This is a genomic window from Rhodovarius crocodyli, from assembly GCF_004005855.1.
Taxonomy (GTDB): domain Bacteria; phylum Pseudomonadota; class Alphaproteobacteria; order Acetobacterales; family Acetobacteraceae; genus Rhodovarius; species Rhodovarius crocodyli.
The window spans coordinates 130,557-154,757 of sequence record NZ_SACL01000006.1 but is presented as its reverse complement, the minus strand read 5'-3'; the positions used below and the strand labels follow the sequence as shown (position 1 = coordinate 154,757).

Annotated in this window: 23 protein-coding genes; 9 read left to right on the top strand and 14 right to left on the bottom strand. The window is 70.6% G+C overall.

The window, feature by feature from the left end:
* Positions 1-4 precede the first annotated feature (4 nt).
* Positions 5-1,027 (bottom strand): ketopantoate reductase family protein, encoded by a 1,023-nt coding sequence (locus tag EOD42_RS17480; protein WP_127788858.1) that lies wholly within the window; start codon positions 1,025-1,027, stop codon positions 5-7.
* A gap of 100 nt (positions 1,028-1,127) precedes the next feature.
* On the opposite strand from EOD42_RS17480, the gene EOD42_RS17475 reads away from it, so the two are divergent.
* From EOD42_RS17475 to EOD42_RS17465, 3 genes are read left to right on the top strand one after another with little or no spacing between them, the layout of a single operon-like run.
* Positions 1,128-1,847, top strand: coding sequence for a GntR family transcriptional regulator (locus EOD42_RS17475; protein WP_127788857.1), 720 nt, complete (start codon positions 1,128-1,130; stop codon positions 1,845-1,847).
* Positions 1,847-2,602 carry an SDR family NAD(P)-dependent oxidoreductase gene (locus tag EOD42_RS17470; protein ID WP_127788856.1) on the top strand — a complete coding sequence of 252 codons (756 nt, stop codon included), beginning with the start codon at positions 1,847-1,849 and terminating at the stop codon, positions 2,600-2,602. Before EOD42_RS17475 ends, EOD42_RS17470 begins: the two co-directional genes overlap by 1 nt.
* Positions 2,602-3,576 (top strand): Bug family tripartite tricarboxylate transporter substrate binding protein, encoded by a 975-nt coding sequence (locus EOD42_RS17465; RefSeq protein WP_127788855.1) that lies wholly within the window; start codon positions 2,602-2,604, stop codon positions 3,574-3,576. Before EOD42_RS17470 ends, EOD42_RS17465 begins: the two co-directional genes overlap by 1 nt.
* Before the next feature lie 191 nt (positions 3,577-3,767).
* Here the strand turns inward: EOD42_RS17465 and EOD42_RS17460 are convergent, their stop codons facing one another.
* The 7 genes from EOD42_RS17460 to EOD42_RS17430 are packed head-to-tail and all read right to left on the bottom strand — an operon-like array spanning position 3,768 to position 11,246.
* Entirely contained in the window at positions 3,768-4,715 is a 948-nt protein-coding gene (locus EOD42_RS17460; RefSeq protein ID WP_240655197.1) for a Bug family tripartite tricarboxylate transporter substrate binding protein, read from the bottom strand.
* A 55-nt stretch (positions 4,716-4,770) separates the two neighbouring features.
* The gene (locus tag EOD42_RS17455; protein ID WP_127788853.1) at positions 4,771-5,664 is read right to left on the bottom strand and encodes a dihydrodipicolinate synthase family protein; all 894 of its coding nucleotides are present in this window, start codon (positions 5,662-5,664) and stop codon (positions 4,771-4,773) included.
* Positions 5,661-6,836 (bottom strand): sialidase family protein, encoded by a 1,176-nt coding sequence (locus EOD42_RS17450; protein WP_127788852.1) that lies wholly within the window; start codon positions 6,834-6,836, stop codon positions 5,661-5,663. The genes EOD42_RS17455 and EOD42_RS17450 overlap by 4 nt, the downstream gene beginning before the upstream one ends.
* Before the next feature lie 23 nt (positions 6,837-6,859).
* A complete protein-coding gene (locus EOD42_RS17445) occupies positions 6,860-7,822 on the bottom strand; it encodes a Bug family tripartite tricarboxylate transporter substrate binding protein (RefSeq protein ID WP_127788851.1) in 963 nt (320 codons plus the stop codon).
* A gap of 25 nt (positions 7,823-7,847) precedes the next feature.
* Positions 7,848-9,260 carry an FAD-binding oxidoreductase gene (locus EOD42_RS17440; protein WP_127788964.1) on the bottom strand — a complete coding sequence of 471 codons (1,413 nt, stop codon included), beginning with the start codon at positions 9,258-9,260 and terminating at the stop codon, positions 7,848-7,850.
* A gap of 8 nt (positions 9,261-9,268) precedes the next feature.
* A complete protein-coding gene (locus tag EOD42_RS17435; RefSeq protein WP_127788850.1) occupies positions 9,269-10,399 on the bottom strand; it encodes an iron-containing alcohol dehydrogenase in 1,131 nt (376 codons plus the stop codon).
* Positions 10,400-10,418: 19 nt separating this feature from the next.
* Positions 10,419-11,246, bottom strand: a complete 828-nt coding sequence (locus tag EOD42_RS17430) for an IclR family transcriptional regulator (protein ID WP_127788849.1) — start codon at positions 11,244-11,246, stop codon at positions 10,419-10,421.
* A 160-nt stretch (positions 11,247-11,406) separates the two neighbouring features.
* Here EOD42_RS17430 and EOD42_RS17425 point away from each other — a divergent pair, with 160 nt between their 5' ends.
* Positions 11,407-12,078: an SDR family NAD(P)-dependent oxidoreductase gene (locus EOD42_RS17425; RefSeq protein WP_127788848.1), complete on the top strand. Its 672-nt coding sequence runs from the start codon at positions 11,407-11,409 to the stop codon at positions 12,076-12,078.
* A 3-nt stretch (positions 12,079-12,081) separates the two neighbouring features.
* Here the strand turns inward: EOD42_RS17425 and EOD42_RS17420 are convergent, their stop codons facing one another.
* The 4 genes from EOD42_RS17420 to EOD42_RS17405 all read right to left on the bottom strand — a co-directional run bounded on the left by EOD42_RS17420 (position 12,082) and on the right by EOD42_RS17405 (position 16,782).
* Positions 12,082-12,477, bottom strand: coding sequence for a hypothetical protein (locus tag EOD42_RS17420; RefSeq protein WP_127788847.1), 396 nt, complete (start codon positions 12,475-12,477; stop codon positions 12,082-12,084).
* A 122-nt stretch (positions 12,478-12,599) separates the two neighbouring features.
* A complete protein-coding gene (locus EOD42_RS17415; RefSeq protein ID WP_127788846.1) occupies positions 12,600-14,252 on the bottom strand; it encodes a peptidoglycan -binding protein in 1,653 nt (550 codons plus the stop codon).
* A complete protein-coding gene (locus EOD42_RS17410) occupies positions 14,252-15,394 on the bottom strand; it encodes an FUSC family protein (RefSeq protein WP_127788845.1) in 1,143 nt (380 codons plus the stop codon). Before EOD42_RS17410 ends, EOD42_RS17415 begins: the two co-directional genes overlap by 1 nt.
* A 77-nt stretch (positions 15,395-15,471) precedes the next feature.
* A complete protein-coding gene (locus EOD42_RS17405; RefSeq protein ID WP_127788844.1) occupies positions 15,472-16,782 on the bottom strand; it encodes a TMEM43 family protein in 1,311 nt (436 codons plus the stop codon).
* Positions 16,783-16,927: 145 nt separating this feature from the next.
* On the opposite strand from EOD42_RS17405, the gene EOD42_RS17400 reads away from it, so the two are divergent.
* A complete protein-coding gene (locus EOD42_RS17400; protein ID WP_127788843.1) occupies positions 16,928-17,986 on the top strand; it encodes an alcohol dehydrogenase in 1,059 nt (352 codons plus the stop codon).
* Between the two features lie 247 nt (positions 17,987-18,233).
* On the opposite strand, the gene hemW is transcribed toward EOD42_RS17400, so the two are convergent.
* Together hemW and EOD42_RS17390 are read right to left on the bottom strand one after the other, a co-directional pair.
* Positions 18,234-19,385 carry a radical SAM family heme chaperone HemW gene (gene hemW / locus EOD42_RS17395; RefSeq protein WP_127788842.1) on the bottom strand — a complete coding sequence of 384 codons (1,152 nt, stop codon included), beginning with the start codon at positions 19,383-19,385 and terminating at the stop codon, positions 18,234-18,236.
* Positions 19,386-19,404: 19 nt separating this feature from the next.
* Positions 19,405-20,748, bottom strand: a complete 1,344-nt coding sequence (locus EOD42_RS17390; protein WP_127788841.1) for an aminotransferase-like domain-containing protein — start codon at positions 20,746-20,748, stop codon at positions 19,405-19,407.
* Between the two features lie 87 nt (positions 20,749-20,835).
* Between EOD42_RS17390 and EOD42_RS17385 the strand changes: the two genes are divergently transcribed.
* From EOD42_RS17385 to EOD42_RS17370, 4 genes are read left to right on the top strand one after another with little or no spacing between them, the layout of a single operon-like run.
* Positions 20,836-22,065: a PLP-dependent aminotransferase family protein gene (locus EOD42_RS17385; protein WP_127788840.1), complete on the top strand. Its 1,230-nt coding sequence runs from the start codon at positions 20,836-20,838 to the stop codon at positions 22,063-22,065.
* The gene (locus tag EOD42_RS17380; RefSeq protein ID WP_127788839.1) at positions 22,062-22,673 is read left to right on the top strand and encodes a glutathione S-transferase N-terminal domain-containing protein; all 612 of its coding nucleotides are present in this window, start codon (positions 22,062-22,064) and stop codon (positions 22,671-22,673) included. The genes EOD42_RS17385 and EOD42_RS17380 overlap by 4 nt, the downstream gene beginning before the upstream one ends.
* Before the next feature lie 10 nt (positions 22,674-22,683).
* The gene (locus EOD42_RS17375; protein WP_127788838.1) at positions 22,684-23,517 is read left to right on the top strand and encodes a PhzF family phenazine biosynthesis protein; all 834 of its coding nucleotides are present in this window, start codon (positions 22,684-22,686) and stop codon (positions 23,515-23,517) included.
* A gap of 8 nt (positions 23,518-23,525) precedes the next feature.
* Positions 23,526-24,200: a pentapeptide repeat-containing protein gene (locus tag EOD42_RS17370; protein ID WP_127788837.1), complete on the top strand. Its 675-nt coding sequence runs from the start codon at positions 23,526-23,528 to the stop codon at positions 24,198-24,200.
* Position 24,201: the final 1 nt, after the last annotated feature.

The following is a 24,201-nucleotide window of genomic DNA, read 5'->3' as shown; positions in this document are numbered from 1 at the left end:
GTAGTCAGGGCGCGAGCGCGCCCAGCTCATCGGCCAGCGCGCCCGACTGTTCGCGCTGGCCCTGTTCCACCGCCGTGATCAGCGCCACCAGCTTGTCGGCCATCGGCGTGGCGATCCCCAGGCGCCGCGCGGCGGCCCGCACCGGCGCCAGCTGCGCCGCCACATCCGTCTGGCGCTTGCGCACGGCCAGGTCGCGCCAGATGCCGCTATGCGTCTTGGCGGAGCCCCGGTTGTAGCGCTCCATCACCGCCATGCAGCCGTCGATGCCCTCGGCGTCATTGGCCATGAAGGGGGCGGGGTCGAAGCCGTCGAAGCCGATGGGCTCCACACCATCGGCCACCGCGACCGACAGGATCTCGCGGATGATGCCCACGATCAGGCGGCGGCGCTTCGGGTCGGCCACGAAATCGGCGATGGAATCATTGGTCAGCGCCGAGGATTTCAGCATCGCCCCATAGCCGGCCTTGCCCCACAGGAAGCCGAACACGTTGTCGCTCAGGATCGCATCCTGGTCGAACAGGCGCAGCATGGCGTGCAGCGCCTGGATGCGCGGGGTGGTCGCACCGTCCAGCTCGCCCACCACCACGGCGCCGCGCAGCCCGTACAGGATGCGGCCCGGCTCCAGGTAGTCCGCGCCGAAATTGACGAAGGAGCCGATGGTGCGCGCGCGGCCCACCATATCCGCGATCACCAGCTCATTCAGCCCGTTCTGGCAGGACACCACGGCGCCGTCATCGGCGAGGAAGGGCGCCAGGGCGCGCGTCGCGCCCTCCGTATGGTGCGCCTTCACCGCCAGGATGATCAGCTTGTGCCTGCCGGAGAAATCCTCGGGCAGGAAGGCCGGGCCCCCGGTGGTGAAGCTGCTGATCGGCCCCTCGATGGTGAGCCTGCCGGCACGGATCGCGGCCACATGCTCAGGCACCACGTCGACGAAGGTGACGGGCACGCCGGCGCGCGTCAGATGCGCGCCGATGGTGCCCCCGATGGCACCCGCGCCCCAGATGACGACAGGCTCTGCTTGGGACATGCGTGCGCTTCCTCTACCATGCTGCAATGCCAGAAGAATCCACCATGGTCCTTGGCCCGCGGTTTGACAATTGTCAGGCAATCCAGGCAGGTTCGCGCAGATGGATATGATCCCGTGTGCCTCGCGTGAAGGACTGACGCTGCGCCAGCAGGCGGAGGACGCGCTGCGCACGGCGATCGCCACCGGCCGCTTCCTGCCGGGCCAGCGTCTGACCGACCGCGAGCTGACCGAACTGCTGGGCGTTGCCCGCAGCACCGTGCGCGAGGCCGTGCGCCAGCTCGAATCCGAAGGCTTGATCACCACCATCCCGTTCCGCGGCCCCATCGTCGCGACGCTGGGCCGCGAGGAAGCGCGCGACCTGTATGAGCTGCGCGCGATCCTGGAGGGCGAGGCCGGCCGGCTGTGTGCCGAGCGCGGCACGTCGGAGCATTTCGCGGCCATGATGCAGGCGCTCGATGCGCTGCGTTCGGCGGCGCAGGCCGGCGAGGTGAGCGCGATGATGACCGCCACCGCCGATTTCTACCGCGCGATGCTGGATGGAGCGGGCAACGGCGCGCTGCGGCAGTCCATCGCCGGGCTGCAGAGCCGCCTCGCGATCTTCCGTTTCAGCGCCACGAAATATCCGGGGCGCATGGAGCAGGCGCTGCCGCGGCTGAACGATATCGCGGAGGCCATCACGGCCCGCGACGGAGCCGCCGCCCGCGCGGCCTGCATCCGCCACATTCAGGGTGCCGCCGAGCTGGCCCTGTTCCTGATCGAGGAACGGGCCAAGGGCGCGCTCGCCGCCCGCCGCCGGCGGACGGAACAAGGGAGCAAGTAGTGGATCTCGACTTCAACGGCCGGGTGGTGGCCATCACGGGGGCGGCCACCGGTTTCGGCCGGGCGACCGCACAGGCCTTCGCGGCGCGCGGCGCGCGCGTCTTCGCCACCGACATCGACGCGGCGGGCCTGGCGGAAACCGCCGCGGGCAGCACCATCGCGACCCATGTGATGGACCTGACGGACCCCGGGGCGGTAGCGGCCTGGGCGAAGCAGATCGAGGCCGAGGCCGGCGCCTGCCAGGTGCTGGTGAACAATGCGGGCGGCGTGCTGGGGCGCAAGTTCCACCCGATCGAGGAAGCGAGCCTGGAGGATTGGCACGCGATCTTCGCGGTGAACCTCGATGCGGCCTTCCTGACGATCCGTGCCTTCGCGCCCGCAATGAAGGCAGCCCGGACGGGCAGGATCATCAACATCAGCTCGGGTGCCGGGCTGCGCGCCTCGCGCACCGGCATCCAGGCCTATGCGAGCGCCAAGCACGCCGCGGTGGGCCTGACGCGGCAGATGGCGCAGGAGCTGGGGCCCTTCGGCATCAACGTGAACAGCGTGGCCCCCGGCCTGTTCGCCGTCTCTCCCGGCACGCGTGAGTCATGGGCGAATTACGGCGCCGAGGGCCAGAAGCGCGTGATCGAGGGCCTTGCGCTGCGCCGCATGGGTGAGGCCGAGGACATTGCCAAGGCCGTGCTGTTCTTCGCCTCGCCGCTGAGCGATTTCGTCACCGGCCAGGTGCTGCCCGTGAACGGAGGATCCTTCTGATGCTGCCTCGCCGCGCATTGCCGGCCGTCCTGCTGGCAACCCCCGCTTTGGCCCAGGCACCCTCCGGCCCTTATCCCAACCGGCCGATCCGCGTGATCGTGCCGTTTGCCACCGGCGGCGGCACCGATGTGACCATGCGCCTGCTGGCGCCGAAGATGGCCGAGATCCTGGGCCAGAACATCATCGTCGAGAACCGCCCGGGGGCGGGCAGCACGGTGGGCACCGATTTCGTCGCGAAATCCGCGCCCGACGGCTACACGCTGTGCCTGGCCACCCTTTCCTCGACCGGCATCGCGGCCACGCTCTACGCGAACCTGCCCTATGATCCGGTGCGGGACCTGACGGCCGTGGCACCCACCGTGTTCATCCCCACCAGCCTGGCCATCACCACGCGCGGCTGGAACGTGCGGGACCTGCAGGGCTTCGTGGCCGCGCTGAAGGCACGGCCCAACGGCTATTCCTACGGTTCCTCGGGCATTGGCACGACGGGGCATATCGCCAGCGCCAACTTCCTGCGGCATGTGGGCGCCCAGGCGGAGCACATCCCCTATCGCGGCGCGGGGCAGAGCTTCACCGCGCTGCTGCAGGGGGAAACGCAGTTCACCCACGACATCCCCTCGCTGCTGAAGCCCTATCACGAGGCCGGCACGATGAAGGTGCTGTATGTGAACCAGGACACGCGCTCGACCCTGCTGCCCGATGTGCCGACGGCGGCCGAGGTGGGGTTGCCCGACTACAAGGCCTATAGCTGGTACGGCATCTTCGGCCCCGCCGGCATGCCGCCCGCCGTCACGGCGCGCCTCAATGCCGCGATCGAGGAAACCCTGGCCGACCCGGCGATGACGGCGCGGCTGAATGAGATGGGCACGCCGCCGATGCGCGGCTGGAGCCCGGAACGCTTCGCCAATTACGTGCGGCAGGAAATCGTCGATTGGGCGCCGCTGGTCCGCGCTTCAGGGGCGCGGGTGGAGTAAGGCCGGGGCTTTGCCCCAGGCCTCAGTCAGGGGCTCTGCCCCTGACAACCCCGCCAGGACCGTAGCGGCCCTGGACCCCGGGGAGTTGGCGCCACACCTGCGAAGGCATGGCGCCAAACTCCTATCAGGTCCAGGAGATATTATCTCCTGGCGGGGAGTTTGAGGGGCAGAGCCCCTCAATGGGGTGCGACTTACTCCGGCGTGAAGTTCACGCTGCGCAGCAGTTCACCGGCCCGGCTGATTTCCCGCCCGATGAAGGCGCGGCTTTCCGCCACGGTTTCGGTCACCGGCTCCAGCACCTGCTGGGTCATGCGGGCCACGATGGCGGGGTCGCGCATCGTCTCGTTCATCAGTGCGTTCACCCGCTGCACGATCGCGGCCGGCGTGCCCTTGGGCGCCCACACCCCGTACCAGGACTGGAACTCATAGCCCGCCAGCCCGGCCTCGCTCATCGTCGGCACGTTGGGCGCCAGCGGGGAGCGTTCCTTGGAGGCAATGCCCAGCATCCGCATCCGTCCGCCATCGGCATGCGGCAGCAGGTTGAAGGACGGGTCGATCAGCAGATGCACATTGCCCGCCATCAGGTCCTGCACCGCCGGCTGGGTACCGCGATAGGCCACCATGTCCAGATCCAGCCCGGTGCGGCGGTTGAACTCGATGGTCGCCAGGTGGCTGGCCGCGCCCAGCGAGGTGATGGCGATGTTCCATTCGCGCGGGTTGCGCTTCACGGCGTCGATCACCTCGGCCAGGGTGCGCTGCGGCTTGGCGGCGGAGATCGCCATCACCAGCGGCGCCTGCGCCGTGCGGGCGCAGACCTCCAGATCCGTCTGCGGGTCGAAATTGGCGTTCTTCAGCACCAGCGGCATCACGGCGGTGTTGAAGGCCGAGGCGAGCAGCGTATAGCCGTCGGGCTGCGCGCCCAGCACCTCACGCGTGCCGACCAGCCCCGCGCCGCCGGTGCGGTTTTCCACCACGGCGGTCGCGCCCAGCTTCTCCGTCAGCTTCTGCGCGGTCAGCCGGGCCAGCATGTCGTTGGCGGCACCAGGCGGCCAGGGGCAGATGACCCGCAGCGGGCGGCCCGAGGGCCAGTTGCCCTGGGCGTGGACCGCGGGGGCGGCCAGCACCAGGGGTGTGGCCATGGGGGCAAAGATCAGCGTTCTTCTTTTCATTGACGTTTCCTCCTCTGGGTGTCGGCTAACTGGCGAGCAAGGCCGCGGTTTCTTCCGCGTTCAGCGGCAGTTGCGGCGGGCGCAGTCGGGTCCAGTTCTGGTCGCCCAGCTTGGCGGCCAGCATCACCTTCAGCGACGGCATCTGCGCGAAGCGCGAGGCGCGGTTGCGGGCGGCGACGATGCGCGCCTGGGCGGCATCCACCTCGGCGGCCTTCTCGGGCTTGTCGAAGTTGTGGAACACGAAGGCGAGGTCGGCGGCCACGAGGTTGGAGGTCGCGGTGATGCAGCCCGCGCCGCCTTCACGCAGCAGCGGCAGCAGCAGCGGGTCGGCACCGGCCAGCACGGCCAGCCCCGGGAACTCCTTCACCAGCCCCTGCATGTTCGCGAAGTCGCCGGCGGAATCCTTGATGCCGCAGAACACGCCCGGATAGGCCGCGCGCAGCCGCGCGATCAGCGCGAAGGACAGCGGCAGGGAGGTCATCTGCGGGATGTGGTACAGCACCACCCGCAGCTTCGCGTCGCCCACGCGCTGGATCACCTCGGAATAGGAGGCGAACAGCCCATCATCGGACACACCCTTGTAGTAGAAGGGCGGCAGCATCACGACGGTGTTCACGCCATGCGACAGGGCGTGCTTCGTCAGCGCCACGGTCTCGGTCAGGGCTGCGACACCCGTGCCCGGCAGCAGCTGGTCCGGCTTCACGCCGCCCTGGATCGCGGCCTCCAGCAGGCCCTTGCGCTCATCGAGGGAGAAGCTGTTCGCTTCGCCCGTCGTGCCCAGCATGGCGATGCCGTCGCAGCCTTCCTTCAGCAGCCGAAGGCAATGCGCGACGAAGCGCGCGTTGTCCGGCATCAGATCCGCGTCGAGCGGGGTCAGCGCGGCGGAGAACACGCCGCGCGGGTGGAGGGTCTGGCTCATGCTGGGGTGCTCCGGATCCAGGCCTCGTCCACACGGACGTATTTGATGGCCTGCCGCCAATAGGTGTAGGCGATGTGAATGGACCCATCCGCCGTCTGGCAGAGGGAGGGGTAGGAAAACTCGCGGTTCAGCTTGTCCTTGGAGTTGTTGGTCATGCAGAACCCGTCGCCGGTCTCGAGGTTCCGGCGCCAGGGCCAGGTCAGCCCGCCATCCTCGGAAAGCGCGATCGTCATGGGCGCGCGCGGCGCGCCCCAGAAGGCGGAACGCCCGGTGGCCGAGGGGGGCGCTGCCTCCTCCTCGCCGCCGATGTCGTCATAGAGGGAGGCACGGCGGCCGGTCGCATCGGCCTCGCTGCTTTCGTTGTACAGCAGCGCGATGGCGCCGCTGGCCAGCGTGATGGCCATGACGGAGCTGTTGTTGTTGGGCAGCACCGTGGGCTGCGTCGGCGCCCAGCTGTGGCCCTCGTCGTCGGAGTAGCTGCGATAGACGAAATCCGCCCAGCGGGAGCGATAGAAGGCCACCAGCCGGTCGCCCTGGCGCACGATGGACATGTGCACGGCACCCGTGCTCTCGGGCACCGGAACCTCGCGCCAGGTCGCGCCCTCATCCTTCGAGATCAGGACGGAGGAGGTGTCGAGGTCGCCCGTCCAGGCGCCCACGGGCGGCTTTGTGCAACGCCAGATCGGCAGCAGCCATTCACCCAGGCGGTTCACCACGATGGCGCTGCGGATGAAGGTGCCGAAGCCCGGCTTCTCCTCGATCAGCGTCTCGATGGGCCCCCAGCTGTGGCCGCCATCGTTCGAGATGCGGCGGCGGATCAGCGCGGTGTCCTGGTTGCCGCCGCGCTGGGCGGTCCAGAGCAGCCACAGCGCGCCGCGGGGCGTGGTGAACAGCAGCGGGTTCTGCTCGGAACGCGTCGGGTCGTCGGAGAGCTTCTCGGCCGGGGTCCATTGCGTGGCACCGGGCGTGAGGCGCGAGAAATGGACCGAGATGTCCGGGATGCCTTCCTGGGTGCCGCCGAACCACACGCAGCCCATGTCGCCGCCCGGAAGCTCGGCGATGAAGCTCGCGTGGTTCTGCACGCAGGGGGTGGGAATGAAGTTCTCCACCCGCGCCGGGTCGCCGGCCGCGGGTGCGAGGACGGCCGGTTTGTCCAGCACTGTGTCGCTCATGGCGTGTTCCTCCCTGTTCGTGTTCAGTCGGCGCGCGCGCCGGACTTCTCGATGGTCTCGCGCCACATCGGGCGCTCGCGCGCGGCCCGCGCCGCGCTGTCGGCGGGCGAGGCCCAGATGGCCTTGGCGCCCACGCGGCCGAACAGCTGCGTGGCGTTGGCGCTCTCGGCCACCTTGCGGAACTCCTGCGAGACGCGCTCGACGGCGGCGGCCGGCATGGAGGCAGGGGCCACGAAGCCGCCCCACACCGTGACGACGAAGTTGTCCATCCCCGCCTCGGCCATGGTCGGCACCTGCGGCACGGTCGGCCAGCGCTCGGCGCTCGTCACGGCCAGGGCGCGCATCTGCCCGCCCTCGATCAGCGCCTGGTAGGAGGCGACGCCGTCGATCGCGAAGTCGATGTCGCCCGACATCAGCGCGGGCTGGATCTGCGACGCGCCGCGGAAGGGCACATGCACCGCCTCGATGTTCAGCCGGCTGAACAGCATGGCCGAGGACAGGTGCGTGGTGGTGCCGACACCCGTGGAGCCGTAGGTGACGCCGCCGGGCTTGGCGCGCGCCCAGTCGATGAACTCGCGCAGCGTGCGGGCCTGCACCTTGGTGGGTGCGACCACGGCGATGTTCGGGAACTCCCAGCCCAGCGCCACGGCCTGCAGGTCGCGCTCGATGTCATAGGGCACGGAGCGGTACAGGAACTGGTTGATCGAGAAGTTGCTGACGGTGGCCGCACCCAGCGTGTGGCCGTCATTGGACTTCGCGACCGCATCGATGCCGATGTTGCCGCTGGCACCCGGGCGGTTGTCGATCACGACCGGCTGGCCGAGCGCATTGCCGATGCCGTCGGCATAGATGCGGGCGATGATGTCGGTCGCGCCACCGGGGGGGTAGGGGACGATCAGCTTGACCGGGCGGCTGGGCCAGTTGCCCTGGGCCGAGGCGATGGCCGGGGCGAACAGAGTGGCACCGAGAAGATGACGACGAAGCATGCTGGCGTATTCCTGTTTCTTGTTTTCAGGCGGGGGGCAGGACCTTGCCCGGGTTCATGAGGTTGTTCGGATCGAGCAGCGCCTTGAGGCCCCGCATCAGCGAAAGGTCGGCCGCCGAGGACACCCGCCCCAGCCGGCCCACATTGGTGATGCCGATGCCGTGCTCGGCGCTGATCACCCCGCCGAGCGAGGCCGTCACATCGTCCACCACCTCGTTAATGCGGGCGGCGAGGGCAGGGATGTCGGGCGTGTCGCGGTCCAGGATAGCCAGGACATGGATGTTGCCGTCGCCGATATGCCCGTGCATCACGATGCGCGCGGCGGGGGCGACTTCCGCGATGCGGGCCTCCACGTTGCGGGCGAAATCGGCCTGGTTCTCCAGCGGCACGACGCTGTCGTGGGAGACGACATGGCCCGCGCGCTTGCTGCCCTCGGACACCGAATGGCGGATGCGCCACAGCGCCTCGGCCTGGGCCACGCTCTCGGGGATGATGGCGTCGGTCAGCAGGCCTTCCTCCAGCGCCTCGCCCAGCACTTCCTCCAGCGGCGTGCGCAGGTCGGTGGCCGCGAAGGTGTCGGTCAGCTCGATGATCAGGTACCAGGGGCTTTCGAGCGCGAAGGGGATGGCCACATCGGGCACATTCTCCGCGATCACCTCGATCTGGCCGCGCGACATGGCTTCGAGGCTCGACAGGCGGTCGCCCACCGTGCCGCGCAGCCGGCCGAGCACCGTCAGCACCGCGTCGATGTCGGGCAGGGCGACCATGGCCATCGCGCTGGTGCGCGGGCGCGGGAACATCTTCACCGCGGCGGCGGTGATGATGCCGAGCGTGCCCTCCGCGCCGATGAACAGCTGCTTCAGGTCATAGCCCGAGGCGTCCTTGCGCAGGCGGCGCAGGCGGTCGAGCACGGTGCCGTCGGGCAGCACGACCTCCAGGCCCAGCACCAGCTCGCGCGTCGGGCCATAGCGCAGCACGGCGGTGCCGCCGGCATTGGTCGCGATGTTGCCGCCGATCATGCAGCTGCCCTCGGCGCCGAGGGAGAGCGGGAACAGGCGGTCCACCTCCTCGGCGGCCTTCTGGACATCGGCCAGGATGCAGCCGGCCTCGACCGTCATGGAATTGGCGAGCGCGCTGACGGCGCGCACCTTGTTGAGCCGGTCGAGCCGGATCACCACCGCGCGGCCGGAACCGTCCGGCGTGGCCGCGCCGCACATGCCGGTATTGCCGCCCTGCGGCACCACCGGAATGCCCTGCGCGTGGCACAGCTTCATCACGGCCGAGACCTCGGCCGTGGAGGCGGGCTTCACCACCGCGACGGAACGGCCGTGATAGCGGCCGCGCCAATCGACGATATAGGGCTCCTGGTCCTCGCCCTCGGCCACGACATAGTTCCGGCCGACGATGGCCGCCAGCTGATCGACCAGGCTGTTAGCCATGCCGTCCATCAGAAGGCGGTCTCGTAGATGCGCAGGATGTCGGCCTCGGGCAGGTCGCGCGGGTTGTTGTCCAGCAGGCGGCGAATGGCATGGGCTTCCTTGGCCATGCGCGGCAGATCGTCACGGGGCACGCCGAGGGCGCCGAGCTTCATCTCGATGCCGAGCCTGGCGCAGAACTCGGTGGTGGCGGCGGAGACCACGCTCTCCTCGAAGCTGCGCGGCAGGCCGAGCGCGTCGAGCACCTGGGCGGTCTTTTCCTGCATGACCGGCGCGTTGAAGGCCAGCGTGTGCGGGAAGATCACCGCGCAGGCCAGGCCGTGCGGGATGTGGTGCCGGGTGCCGAGCGGGTAGGCGACCGCGTGGCCGGCCGTGGTGTTCACCGGGCCCAGGCAATAGCCGCCATACAGCGAGGCCAGCGACAGGCCGGCGCGCGCCTCGCGGTCACCGCCATCGGCCACCGCGCGGGCGAGGTACTTGCCCACCAGGCGGATGCCCTCCAGCGCGTAGAGGTCGATCAGCGGATGCGCCTTGCGGCTGGTATAGGCCTCCGTGCAATGGGCCATGGCGTCCACGCCGGTGGCGGCCGTGACGGCGGCGGGCACGGTCAGCGTCAGGTCGGGGTCGACGATCGCGAGGTCGGCCAGCATGTAGCGCGACTGCACGGCGAGCTTGTTCTCGGTCGCGGGGTCGGTGACGAGGGCGCGGGTGCCGGCCTCGCTGCCGGTGCCCGAGGTGGTCGGCACCTGGGCCAGCAGCACGCGGCGGCCGAGCACCTTCTCGGGGCCCACCACCTCATGCAGGGTCTGGCCGCTGCCGGGCAGCACGGCCACCAGCTTGGCCAGGTCCATGGCGGAGCCGCCGCCGAAACCCACCACCAGCTCCGCGCCGGTCTGCTCGGCGAGCGCCAGGGCCTTGTCCAGGTTGGGGATGTCCGGCTCGGGCTTCACCTCGCCGAACACGGTCACCTTGCCCGGAAGGGCCAGCAGGTCGACGCGCGCGGCGTTGAAGGCATCGGCGATGACCAGCGTGCTGGTCACGCCCTTCTCCTTCGCCCAGGCGCCCACCGTGCCGACCAGCCCGGGGCCGAATTCGAGGCGCTGCGGCCGGAGGATCTCGATGGGCGTCAGAAGCGAAGTCATGAGTGAACCTTTGCGATGATCAGGCGGCGTGCCCGGTGACACGGATGGAACCGAGGGAAAGGCGGACGCCCTCGGCCAGTTCATCGGCGATGCGGCGCGCGACGGGCAGGGCATCGGCGGTGAAGGCGTCGAGCGGGGCGCGGCTGGCCGCGATGGTCAGGCTGATGCCGGCGATGGGCAGGCCGCGCTCATCCAGCAGCGGGGCGGCGACGGTGCGCAGCCCATAGGCGTTCTCGCCATCCGAGACCGCGTGGCCCGCGGCGCGCACGGCGTCGAGCCGCGCCAGCAGCTCCTCCATGCCCGTCAGCGTGCGCTCCGAGAGCTTCATGCGCGGGGTGGCTTCGAGATGCGCGACCTGCTCGGCGCGCGGCAGGAAGGCGAGGATCGCCTGGCCGAGGGCCGTGGCATAGGCGCCCACCCTGGTGCCCGGCCGGCGCACCACGCCGTGGCGATCAAGTCCCGCCTCGACGCGCGCCAGATAGACCACCTCTCCGCGCTCCAGCAGGCCGAGCGAGGCGGCATCGGCCACATCGGGCACGCATTCGCGCAGCAGGGGCGTCGCGTGGGTGGGCAGGTCGTCGGCCGACAGCGCGGCGAAGCCCAGCTCCAGGCACTTCAGCGTCAGGCGATAGCGCCGGCCCTCGGGCAGCGGGCGCAGATAGCCGATCTCGACCAGCGTCTGCAGCAGCCGGAATGCCGTGCCGCGATCCAGACCGGCGCGCCCCGCTACCTCGGCCACCGTCAGTGCGGAGGCCCCGCTGTCGAAGGCGCGCAGCACCGCGAAGGCCTTGGCGACCGACTGCACCTGGTTCTTCGGGTTCAGCGGCGTCCGTTCGGCTTCGGACATGCGGATGGCGGTCCCTCTGCTCTTGTGTCTGATATAAGTTCGGAATGCGAACACTTGTTCGTATTTCGACATTGGGATACTGGCGAGGGCAATTCGATGTCAAGCGCCGCGCCCGGGATGCACGCCCCGGTTGCCGGCCGCGCCTGGGAGGAAGACGGAAATGCGCCATGCGGTGGTGACGGGAACGAGTTCGGGAATCGGCGCGGCGATCGCGCATCGCCTGCTGGCGGCGGGCTGGCGCGTGACCGGGCTCAGCCGTTCCGCGCCCGAAAGCATGGGCGAGGCATACAGCCACATCGCCGTCGATCTGCTGGACGAGGCCGCCTTGCGCACGGCCGTGGCTGGGTTGCGCGCGGATGCGCTGGTCCATGCGGCGGGGCTGATGCGCGGTGCGATGCTGGGCGCGCTTGATGCCGCCGCCGGCGAGACGCTGTGGCGCCTGCATGTGGGGGCCGCCGCGAGCCTGGCGGATGCGCTGGTGCCCGCCATGCCCGAGGGCGGGCGGGTGGTGCTGATCGGCAGCCGCACCGCGACGGGGGCCGCCGGCCGCAGTCAGTATGCGGGCACCAAGGCCGCGCTGGTCGGCATGGCGCGCTCATGGGCGATGGAACTCGCGCCGCGCAACATCACCGTGAACGTGGTGGCACCCGCCGCGACCGACACGCCGATGCTGAAGGACCCCGCGCGGGCCGGGCATGTGCCGAAGCTGCCGCCGATCGGCAGATACGTGAAGCCCGAGGAGGTCGCGGCCACGGTCGCGTTCCTCCTCGGGCCTGATGCCGGCGCGATTACCGGCCAGCAGATCGTGATCTGCGGCGGCAGCTCGCTGTAGCGGTTACTGCGTGACGGGGCGGCCGCCGGAGCCGTCGGCGCCGGTGGTCGTGCCGGTCACGGTCGGGGCCGTCTGGCCGCCCAGCGTGCCGCGGCCGCGGGTGGTGCGGCGCACCGCCACGCGGTCCTGGCCGCCCTGGTCGGTGCCCACGGCCGCCGCGGCGCCCGCGGAGATGCCCGGCGCGCGGGCACGGCCCACGGTCAGCTGCTGCTCCTCACCCTGCACCTGCACGTTGGCCTGGGTGCCGACGGGGCTGGTGCTGAGCACCGAGGCCGGGGCGGTGGCGACGGTGCGGCCGGTCTGGTCGACCAGCGGCACGCGGGCCTCCTGCTGCGGGGTCTCGCAGGCGGCCAGGGCCAGCACGGCGCCGATGGCGAGGAATGGGCTGGCTTTCTTCATCTGCATGTTCATGGTCCTTCCCTGATCAGAAATCCCGGGAAGGCAGCTGCCTGTCCCGCCCGCAGGCCGCCTCGGCGGCTTGCGTGTCGGGGGTGAAACGCGGTGAAACCGCGTCGGGTTGCTCAACGATCGGTCAGGCGCAGTTCGATGCGTCGGTTGCGGGCAAATGCCTCGGGCGTATCGGCCGTGTCCAGCGGCTGGTGCTCACCGAAGGCCGCGGCCGCCACGCGGTTGGCGGGCAGCCCCTCCTGGATCAGCAGGTTGGCGACCGCGATGGCGCGCGCGGCCGACAATTCCCAGTTGGAGGCGAAGCGCGGCGAACGGATCGGGTTGCGGTCCGCGTGGCCGTCCACGCGCAGCACCCAGTTGATCTCGGGCGGGATGCGGCTCGCGATGTCCACCAGCACGCGGGCCAGGCGCCGCAGCTCCACCTCGCCCGCCGGGGAGAGTTCGGCCGAGGCCGGTGGGAACAGCACCTCTGACTGGAAGACGAAGCGGTCGCCCACGATGCGCAGCTCCGGCCTGTCGCCCAGCGCATCGCGCAGCCTGCCGAAGAACTCGGAGCGGTATCGCGTCAGCTCCTCGACACGCGCGGCGAGCGCCGCGTTCAGCTGGCTGCGCAAGGTGGATATCTGCACCTCCTGCTCGCGGTCCCGCGCCTCGGAGGCACCGAGCGCGTCGGCCAGCCGCTGCATCTGCGTGCGCAGCTCGTTCAACTGGCGGGTCAGCAGCGCGACCTGGGCGCGCGCGGCTTCCGACAGGCGGGACTGTTCGGCGGTGGCGGTCTCCGCGCCGCCGCGCCGGTTCTGCTCCTCGGCCAGCTGGCGTTGCAACTCCTCGCGCAGGGCCGACAGGCGGCGGACATCGGCCGACAGCTGGGCCAGCTCCGCAACCCGCGCCTCGATGGTGGCGCGGTCGGCGCGGACGGTGGTGTTCAGCCCCTCGATCTCGGCGCGCATGCGGTCCAGCCGCTGCTGGGCCGCCGCGAGCGCCGCATTGGCTTCCTCGATGCGCCGGCGGAGGGTGGCCAGTTCCTGGCGCGCCGTCTCCAGCGCGCCGCGGGAATCGCGCAGGTCGCGCTCGGCGGCGGTGCGGGTCTCGCGCTCCCGCGCCAGGGCGGTGCCGGCCTCGGCCAGCCGGGTCTCGGCGGTGGTGCGGGCGCCGCGCTCGGCCGCCAGGGCGGCCGCGGTCTCCCGGCCGATGCGCTCGGCGCTGGAGCGCGCGTCGCGCTCACCGGCCAGCGCGCGGCCGGATTCGGCCAGGCGGCGCAGCTGCTCGGCGGCGTCGCCCGTCGCGCTTTCGGCGCGGCGCAGCGCGTCGTTCAGCCGGGCTTCCAGCCCGTCCAGCCGTCGGCCGCCGGCATCGGCGCTGGCCGCGAGGTCGGTGATGCGCGCGCGCAGCCCCGCGGCCTCGGCCAGGGCCGCGTCACGCGCGCCGGTCGCCGCCTCGGCCTCCTGCCGCGTCTGCGCCAGCAGGGAGGAGAAGTTGTCGCGCGCGGCCTCGGCCTCACGCAGCCGGGTCTCGCTGCGGGTCAGCAGCCCGCGCAGCTCCTGCCCCTGGCCGCGTTCCAGCGCCAGCAGGTCCGCCAGCTCCGCCACCTGGCGGTTCAGCCGCTCCAGCGCCTGATCGCGGGAGGACAGGGCGACCGACAGGAAGCCCTGCGCCAGCACGAAGACCAGCAGCACGAAGATGATGACCATGAGCAGCGTGGACAGCGCGTCCACATAGCCCGGCCAGGGATTGATGCCGTGATCGCCGCGCCGGGAGGAGCGCATCAGGCGCGCCCGTCCTCGCTGAGGGCGGCGATGGTGCGGGTCAGCATGCGGATCTCGTTGCGCAGTTCCGCCGTGGCGTGGGCGCGGCCCTGGGCCGTGTCCTCCAGCAGGCGGGCCAGCAGCAGTTCGGTGTTGCGCAGATGGCCGCGCGCGCCGTCATCGATCATGGGCCGGCCCGCGCCCTCGGCCAGCCGGGCCAGGGCCGGGGTCATCATGCCGTTCTGTTCTGCGACCCGTTCGAGCAGCATCTGGGTGGCCCGCATCTGGTCGGTCAGCACCGACATGCGTTCCGCCAGCTGGGCGATCGCGTGGGAGGTCGCGGCCCGCCCGTCCTCGCCCCGGCTCATGATGGTCTGCAGGCCTTCGAGGTTTTCGGCGGTCTGTTCCAGCAGCGCCTGGACATAGGCGGGGATGGACCCGCCCTCGGCATCATTGCCCAGCACGCCGGAGGAAAGGCGCGTCAGCGACGCGAGCCATTCCTCCAGATCCGTATAGAAACGGTTCTGCGCCTGGCCCGCCGTCAGGTCGAGGAAGCCCAGGACGAGCGCGCCCGCCAGGCCCAGCATGGAGGAGGAGAAGGCCGTGCTCATGCCCTGCAGCGGCTGGGCCAGGCCGGCCTTCAGCTGGTTGAACAGGGCGTTCACGTCGCCCCCGCCCACATTCATGTCCGCGATCACGCTGGCGACCGAGCTGATGGTCAGCAGCAGGCCCCAGAAGGTGCCCAGCAGGCCGAGGAAGATCAGCAGCCCCGTCGCGTAGCGCGAGAGGTCACGCGATTCGTCCAGCCGCGAGGAGATGCCGTCCAGCACCGTGCGCATGGCCGTGGTGGACAGCGACAGCCGGTCGCTGCGCCGCGCCGCGAACATGCTGGCCATGGGCGAGAGCAGGCGCGGGGATTGCGTGGCCGGCGCCCCCTTTCGGGAGCCCTGGAAGGCCTCCAGCCAGTCCACCTCGGGGTTCAGCTGCACCACCTGGCGGATGTTCCAGCCCACCCCCAGCAGCAGCACCGCCAGGATCAGGCCGTTCAGCAGCGGGTTGGCATTGAAGGCATGCAGCAATTCCCCGTGCAGCAGCACGGAAAGGCCGACCACCGCGGCCAGGAAGATGAGCATGCGCCAGAGGTAGCGTGAGGGACGGGTCATCGACCCTTGCTATAACCCGCATGCCGGTGTCGCGCGACGGGCCAAATGCGCTTCCATGGCCCGTCGGCGCACGGCATTCATGCAGGCGTCACAGCCGCCGCCCGCCGCTTGCGCATCAGCCGGGACAGGCCGAAGGCCAGGGCCAGCCCGCCGGCCAGGATGATGCCCGCCAGCACCGGCCGCACCGCGAACCAGGCGATGGCGATGGCCAGCGGCGCCACCAGGAAGGTCAGCAGCCCCGCGATGGCCATGGTGCCGAAGCCGATCAGCGCGCCCAGCGGCGGCGCCACGTCCGCCAGGACCTTCAGCGGGTTCAGGATCAGCGCGAAGCCGAAATACATCACCACCGCGAAGACCAGGCGCAGCACCCAGGCCAGGCCGTTGCTGGCGCTTTCGGCGGCGCGGAACATCTCGGCCGCCGGCACGTTGCCGCGCCGCACCAGCAGCACCTGCCCGCCGGCGCGCGCGCTGTAGGCCTCGATGGCGCCGCCCGCCTGGCGGCCGACCACGCTGGCCTCACCGGCGCGCACCACCTCGAAGCGGACCCGCGTGTCGCCCACCTGCGGGTTGGAGGGGTCGAGCCCGTAGTAGATCTGGTTGTCCAGGATGCGCGCGCCCGGGGCGAGGGGGAAGGTGCCGGGTTCCAGGCGCAGGGCCTCCGCCCCGCCCAACTCGCCCAGCACCGCGGGGCCCACCGTATAGGCGCCGATGGTGCCCGACCGCGCCGTCTCCGTGTTGCGCTGGAAGCGCATGGTGGCCGGGTTGCGATGGGTCGAGGCCTGGTTGAAATGCGCGCTGTCGATCGAGCGGTCGGACCAGGTGCGGTTATAGGTGTAGGTCGTGGTGGTGGTCTGCCCGCCGCCCACCCGCGTCTCGGTCTGGCTCTGGCTGAACTCGCGCCACTGGTACATCTCCACGATGCGGCGCAGCTGGGCAGCCCCCGGGGCCGTCACGCGGAACTCCGGGTCCGTCAGGCTGCCGGGCACGTTCAGCGCGCCCGTGACATGGATGAGGCCGCCTTCGAGCGCGGGGTCGACGCGCGCGGGGTCAGCCTGCTGCACGGCGGCGCCGCCCTCGGCCAGGGAACTGGCGGTGCGGATGGCGCGGGCCTCGTTCCACCAGATGCCGAAACAGGAACCCAGCAGCAGTGCCACGCCCACCACCAGCCCGATCATCGCGGAGCCCAGGCGCTGGAACCAGGACCGGCTGGTGGTGACCGTCACGCTGTCCTCGCGCGGTTCCTCCGGCTGCTGGTATTGCGGCGGCAGTTCGAAGCGGCCGTCGGGCGAATAGCCGTCAGGCGACGTGCGGTCCGCGTCCATGCCCGGCACGGGCCCCGGCACTGGCTGTTCATCTGGCGGGTTGCGTCCCGTCTCGCTGCCGGACATGGCCGATCCTTCCCTCTGTAATCAGCCCCTTAAAGGCAGTTCACGGCAAGATGTCGATGCCGCGAATGGATGAGAAGCGTCGGGTACTGGACCGTCACGTCGCCCCGTGTTCCGATGCGTCATCAATAATCAAGGGAGAGACAACATGCGTGCATGGGCCGTGACGGAACATGGCAAGCCGCTTCAGGAAATCGAGCTGCCGACACCCGAACCCACCGGCGCCCAGGTGCTGCTGGAGGTGACGCATGCGGGTGTCTGCCACAGCGACCTGCACATCTGGGAAGGCGTCTACGATCTCGGCAGCCGGGGTGAGCTGCGCATGGCCGACCGCGGCATGACGCTGCCGCTGGCGATGGGCCATGAGATCGTGGGTCGCGTGGTGAAATGGGGCCCGGAGGCCGAGGGCCATGTGAAGGCCGGCGACCACCGCATCGTCTTTCCCTGGGTCGGTTGCGGCCATTGCGCGGTGTGCCTGGATGAGCGCGAGAACATGTGCGCCAACGGCCGCTCGCTCGGCGTCTATCAGAACGGCGGCTATGCCACCCATGTGCTGGCCACCCACTACAAGCACCTGATCCCCTTCGACGGGCTGGAGGCAGGGCTGGCCGCGACCTATGCGTGCTCCGGCGTCACGGTCTATTCGGCCATCCAGAAGCTGATGCCGCTGCCGGCCGATGAGGCCATCGTGGTGGTGGGCGCGGGCGGGCTCGGCCTGCAGGCCATCGCGGTGCTGAAGGCGCTGGGTCACAGGAAGATCGTGGCCGTCGACGTCTCGGACGAGAAGCTGAAGGCCGCGCGGGACCAGGGCGCCAGCGACGCGGTGCTGTCCTCCTCCGACGGCACCACCCAGCGCATCATCGAGGCGGCGGGCGGCCCGGTGCTGGGCGTGATCGACCTGGTGAACGGCACCCAGACCGCGCGCTTTGCCTTCGACGCGCTGCGCAAGGGCGGCAAGCTGGTGCAGGTGGGCCTGTTCGGCGGCGAGATGAGCGTGCCCCTGCCGCTGATCCCCATCAAGGCCGTGACCATCCAGGGCAGCTATGTCGGCAGCCTGGGAGAGCTGAAGGACGTGGTGAAGCTGGCCCAGGGCGGCAAGATCCCGGCCATTCCGGTCACGGGCGTGCCCCAGAACCAGGCCGATGCGGCACTGAACCGGCTGAAGGACGGGAAGGTGACGGGCAGGCTGGTGTTGGTGGCAGGGTAGACGGCCAGGGGCCTTGCCCCTGGACCCCGCGCAGGGGCGCTGCCCCTGCACCCCGCCAGGACCGTAGCGGCCCTGGACCCCGGGGAGTTGGCGCTAGATCCTGACAAGATTTTGATTTTTAATAGAAATAACGCCTGGCCTGCTCTGGTGAGGCGTCAAACTAATATCAGGTCCAGGAGATATTATCTCCTGGCGGGGATCCAAGGGGCAGCGCCCCTTGGTGGGGTCCGGGGCAAGGCCCCGGCGCTCACCGCAGCAAAACCGGCAACAACGCATCCAGCCGCAGCAGCCCTTCCGCCGTCGCGGCCAGGTGCCCGTCCTGCCAGTGCAGGTAGTCTTCCTCCAGCAGCGCCTCCAGCATCACCGGGTCGATGATGGCGGCCCAGGGCAGGCCGGCGCGGGCTTCGACCCGGGCGGGCAGCACGCCTTCGCGCAGGCGCAAGCCCATCAGCATCGCCTCTCGGCCGCGTTCCTGCGGGGTCAGGGTGGTTTCCTCCACGCCGCCATGGCCGGTGGTCTCCACGCGGCTTGCCCATTCCTCGGGCGCGCGGTGGCGGCGGGTGGCCAGCATGCCGGCCCCGGTCAGCAGGCGCTGATGGGCGCCGGCGCCGATGCCCAGGTAGTCGCCATAGCGCCAGTAGGCGAGGTTGTGCCGGCTTTCGGCACCCGGCTTGGCGTAGTTCGACACCTCATAGGAGGCGAGGCCGAAGCGCGCGGCTTCCTCGGCGGTGGCGTGGTAGAGGCGGGCGGCCTCGTCGTTTTCCGGCAGGGCGAAGGCGCCGCGGGCGTGCTCGGTCGCGAAGCGCGTGCCGGGCTCGATGGTCAGCTGGTACAGCGAGAGATGGTCTGCGGCCAGTTCCAGCGCGCGGCGCAGTTCGGCGCGCCATTCGGCCTCGGACTGGCCGGGGCGGGAGTAGATCATGTCGAAGGACAGGCGCGGGAACAGGGCGCGGGCGACCTCAAGCGCGGCGATGGCCTCCCCGGCGTCATGCTGGCGGCCGAGAAAGCCCAGCGCCTTGCCGTCCAGCGCCTGCACGCCGAGCGACAGGCGGTTCACGCCCGCATCCCGGAAGCCGCGCAGCTTCTCGCGCTCCACGCTGGTGGGGTTGGCCTCCAGGGTGATCTCGATATCGGGCGTCGCGTCGAACAGGCTGGTCGCGTCGGCGATCAGGGCCGCGACATCCTCGGGGCGCATCAGGCTGGGGGTGCCGCCGCCGAAGAAGATGCTGGCCAATGGGCGGCGCCCCACACGCGCGGCCTCATGCGCCAGTTCCGTGCGCAGGGCGGCGGTGAAGCGGGCGTGGTCGGGCCCTTCGGCGCGGACATGGGAATTGAAGTCGCAGTACGGGCATTTGGCCAGGCAGAAGGGCCAGTGCAGGTAGAGGGCCACGGGTTCCATGGCCGGGCGTATGTCACCGCTACTCGGACAAGGCCAGCCCTTCCGGGCCCTCGGCCAGCAGCCCGGCCAGGATGGCGGCCCCGCGCCGCACGCTGTCCGGCCCCGGCGAGGAAAAGGCGATGCGTACCCCGTTCGGCGCGTGGCCCGGCGCGGCCGCGAAGGCGCCGGAGGGCGTGACGGCCACCCCCTGGCGCATGGCGGCCGCGGCGAAGAAGTCGGCACGCCAGGGCTCGGGCAGTTCCAGCCACAGGTGATAGGCGCGGGCGTCCCCCAGCAGGGATTGGCCGGCCAGCGCCTGGCGCAGCACGGCCTGCCGGGCCAGGGCGTCGGCGCGTTTGCGGGCCTCCAGATCCGCCAGCAGCCCGCTGTCCATCCAATGCGTGGCGGCGGCCAGGCCCAGGGGCGCCGCATGCCATGCCCCGGCGCGGATGGCCGTCGTGGCGCGCCGCCGCAACATGTCCGAAGGGATGACCAGCATGCCGCCGCTGAGCCCCGGTGAGGCGCGCTTGGACAGGCCGTCCACCAGGATCGCCTGTTCGGGCAGCAGCGCCGACAGCGGCGGCAGGCCGCTCTGGTCCAGGAAGCCGAAGACGGTGTCCTCGATCAGTACCAGCTTCTCCCGCCGGGCCAGGGCGACCAGCGCCTGCCGCCGGGCGAGGCCCATGGTGGAACCGCCCGGGTTGTGCAGCGCGGGCTGCAGGTACAGCGCCTTCAGCGGGCCGAGGCGGCAGGCGGCCTCCACGGCGTCGGGCGTGACACCCTCATCATCCATCGCGAGCGGCACGGTGATCTGCCCCAGCCTTCCGGCCATGGCCTTCACGGCCGGATAGGTCATGGCCTCGATGCCGATGCGCTCGCCGGCGGCGGCAACCGAGGCCAGCGCGGCGCCGATCGCCTGCCGCCCGCCGCCGGTGAACAGGAAATGCCCAGGATCGGGCGCCCAGCCGGGGCGGGCCAGATGCCGGGCGCTGGCCGCGCGCGCGGCCGCATGGCCCTGGGCACCCACCGGGCGCATCGTGTCCTCCAGCCGCTCCGCTGCCAGCACGGCGCGGATGCCCTCGGCCAGCAGGGCGGACTGGCCGGGCAGGGTGGGGAAGTTGAACTCGAAATCGATCAGGCCGGGGCGGCCGGGCTCCGCGAGCGGCGTGCCCAGCAGGCGGGAGCGCACATAGGTGCCGCGCCCGATCTCGCCCGCCACCAGGCCCCGCCGGCCCAGCTCCGCATAGACGCGGTTGGCGGTCGAGACCGCGATGCCCCGCGCATAGGCGAAGCGCCGCACCGGATCCAACCGCGTGCCGGGGGGCATGCGGCCGTCCTCGATCTCGGCGGCCAGGGCGTCCGCAATCTGGCGAAAATCGCTCATATTGATCTCAGTACAATATCGTCATTGATCTGAGGCAATATGCCCGACAATTTTCGCCCAGTCGCCTGAATTCGACCGGAGCCTCCGATGTCTGACCTCGCCCAAGCCCGTGCGGCGCACGATCACTTCCGCTCTCTGGGCCTTCGCCTCGACATGACGCGGGGCAAGCCCTCCGCCGCGCAGCTCGATCTGGCGAATGCCATGCTGACCATGCCCGGCAATGGCGACACCGAGACCGAGGCCGGCGAGGACGCCCGCAACTATGGCGGCATCCAGGGCGTGGCCGAGGTGCGGCGCCTGTTCGCGCCCATGATGATGGCGCCGCCCGCGCAGATCGCGATCGCCGAGAACTCCAGCCTGGCCATCATGCATGACTGCATCGTCTGGGCGCTGCTGAAGGGTGTGGCGGGCGGCGAGCCCTGGTCGCGCACGGAGGCGCCCGCCTTCATCTGCCCCGTCCCCGGCTATGACCGCCACTTCGCGCTTTGCGAGGAATTCGGCATCCGCATGCTGCCCGTGCCGCTGAAGGGCGATGGCCCGGATATGGACGCGGTGGAGGCCCTGGCCCTCGACCCCAGCGTGAAGGGCATGTGGTGCGTGCCGAAATACTCGAACCCGACCGGCGAGACCTACTCCGATGCCGTGATCGCGCGTCTGGCGGCCATGCCTGCCGGCGCCCCGGACTTCCGCCTGTTCTGGGACAACGCCTATGGCGTGCACCACCTGACCGGCAACCGCACCGAGATCCCGGACATCCTCACCCTCTGCGCCGAGGCCGGGCACGCGGACCGTGCCTTCGTCTTCGCCTCCACCTCCAAGATCACCCTGGCGGGAGCGGGCATCGCGCTGTTCGCGGGCTCCGAGGCCAATATCCGCTGGTATCTGGCGCGTGCCGCCAAGCGCACCGTGGGGCCGGACAAGCTGAACCAGCTGCGCCACCTGCGCTTCCTGCGCAGCCCGGAGGGGCTGGCCGCCCATATGGACGCGCATCGCCGCCTGCTGGCGCCCAAGTTCGACGCCATGCTGGCCACGCTGGAGCGCCATCTGGGCGGCCAGGGCATCGCGCGCTGGGCGGCGCCGGCCGGCGGCTATTTCATCACGGTCGAGATGCTGAAGGGCTCCGCCGCCCGGGTGGTGGAGCTGGCGCGGGAGGCCGGGATCGCGCTGACCCCCGCCGGCGCCACCTGGCCGCATGGCCGGGACCCGCATGACAGCGTGCTGCGCCTGGCCCCCAGCTTTCCCCCGCTGGAGGAAGTGCGCCAGGCCGCCGAGGGCATCGCGCTCAGCATGAAGCTGGCCGCGCTGGAGGCGACATGAGCGAGCATGTGCTGATCCTGGGGCGCGCTTCCTCGATCAATGTGCGCAAGGTGCTCTGGACCTGCGATGAGGCAGGGCTGCCCTACACGCGCCAGGACGCATCGGCCGAGGAACTGGCCGCCCTGAACCCCAATGCCCTGATGCCCGTGGTGCGGGTGGCGGGCAGGGTGATCTGGGAATCCAACACGATCTGCCGCTGCCTCGCGGGCATCGCGGGCCGGGACGACCTGCTGCCCCGCGCGCCGCTGGAACGCGCGGCGGTCGAGACCTGGATGGACTGGCAGGCCACCGAGCTGAACCCCGCCTGGCGTGACGCCTTCATGGGGCTGGTCCGCCGGGCGCCCGCCTTCCAGGACCCCGCGCGGATCGCGGCCGGCGCGCGCGAATGGAACGCGCGGATGGCGATGCTCGATGCCCAGCTCGACCGCACCGGCGCCTATGTCGCCGGGCCCGGCTTCACGCTGGCGGACATCCTGCTCGGCGTATCGACCAATCGCTGGCTCATGACCCCGATCGAGCGGCCCCGCCTGCCCGCCATCGAGGCCTGGCTGGAACGGCTGGCCGTCCGCCCCGGCTTCCTGTCCCACGCCCGCAACGGCATTCCCTGAGGATATCCCCATGCCAGAACTCGCATTCCAGCAGGTCGACGTCTTCGGCTCCGGCAATTTCCGCGGCAATCCGCTGGCGGTGGTCCTCGGCGCCGACGGGCTGAGCGACGCCGAGATGGCGCGTTTCGCCAACTGGACCAACCTGAGCGAAACCGCCTTCATCATGAAGCCGAGCCGCTCGGGCGCCGATTACCGTGTGCGCATCTTCACCCCGGCGCGGGAATTGCCCTTCGCCGGCCACCCGACGCTGGGCAGCGCCCATGCCTGGCTGGCGGCGGGCGGGCAGCCGCGCGGGCGAGACGTGGTGCAGCAATGCGGCGTCGGCCTGGTCACGGTGCGCCGCTGCCAGGGGGAACTGGCCTTCGCCGCCCCGCCCCTGCGCCGCAGCGGCCCGGTGGAACCCGAGATGGTCGAGCGCATCCGCCAGGGCTTCGGCCTGGAGCCCGGCGCCGTGACCGCCGCCGAATGGGTCGACAATGGCCCGGGCTGGCTCGCGCTGCTGCTGCGCTCCGGCGACGAGGTGCTGGCCGCGAAGCCTGACTATGCCGTGCTGGGCCCGATGAACCTGCGCGCCGGGCTGGTCGGACCCTGGGAGGGTGCCGACGCCGCCTTCGAACTGCGCGCCTTCATCTGCCCCGAGGGCTACGAGGACCCGGTGACCGGGAGCCTGAATGCCAGCGTGGCGCAATGGCTGATTGGGTCCGGCCGCGCGCCCGAATCCTATGTGGCGGCGCAGGGCACGGCGTTGGGCCGGGCAGGCCGCGTTTCCCTTCGCAAGGACGGGCCGCAGATCTGGGTCGGCGGCAACACCGTCACTTGCATCGAGGGCCGCGTGGTGTTCTGACCCTCTCGATGGATGTCATCGAGAGTACCGCCCTGGACCAGCCCACCATCGACCGGCTCGCTGCCCTGGGCGAGCCTGTCACGCTGCGTGAATGCAGTGCGCAGGGCGCGGATTTCGGCGGGCTCGACCTGCCGGGCTGGGTGTTCGACCGGTGTGACCTGCGAGAGGGGCGGTTCCGCACGGCGGGGCTGACCGGCAGCCGCTGGCTGTCCTGCAAGCTGTCGGGCGTGGATTTCGCCCGCGCCGACCTGGCCGATGCGGTGTTCGAGGGCTGCACCATCACCAACACCGGCTTCCAGGGCGCCAAACTGCGCGGCTGCGCCTTTGAGGCCTGCCGGCTGACCGGGGCCGACTTCAACCAGTGCCGCGCCTTCGACGTGCGGTTCTCCGAATCCAACCTGGCCTTTGCCCTGCTGCCCGGCTTTTCCTTTCGCAAGGCACGGCTGGTGGGGGTGAACCTGGCGGACGCGGACCTGACGGATTGCGACTTCCGGGGCGCCACGCTGGAACGGTGCAATCTGGGCAACGCCATCCTGGACAAGGCCCGCTTCGATGATGCCGACCTGCGAAGCTCGGATATTTCCGGCCTGTCGGCGGGCAGCATCGGGCGGTTCCGCAATGCGCGGATTTCGCTGGATCAGGCGGTGGTCATTGTACAAGAGCTAGGTTTAAGAGTAGGTTAAT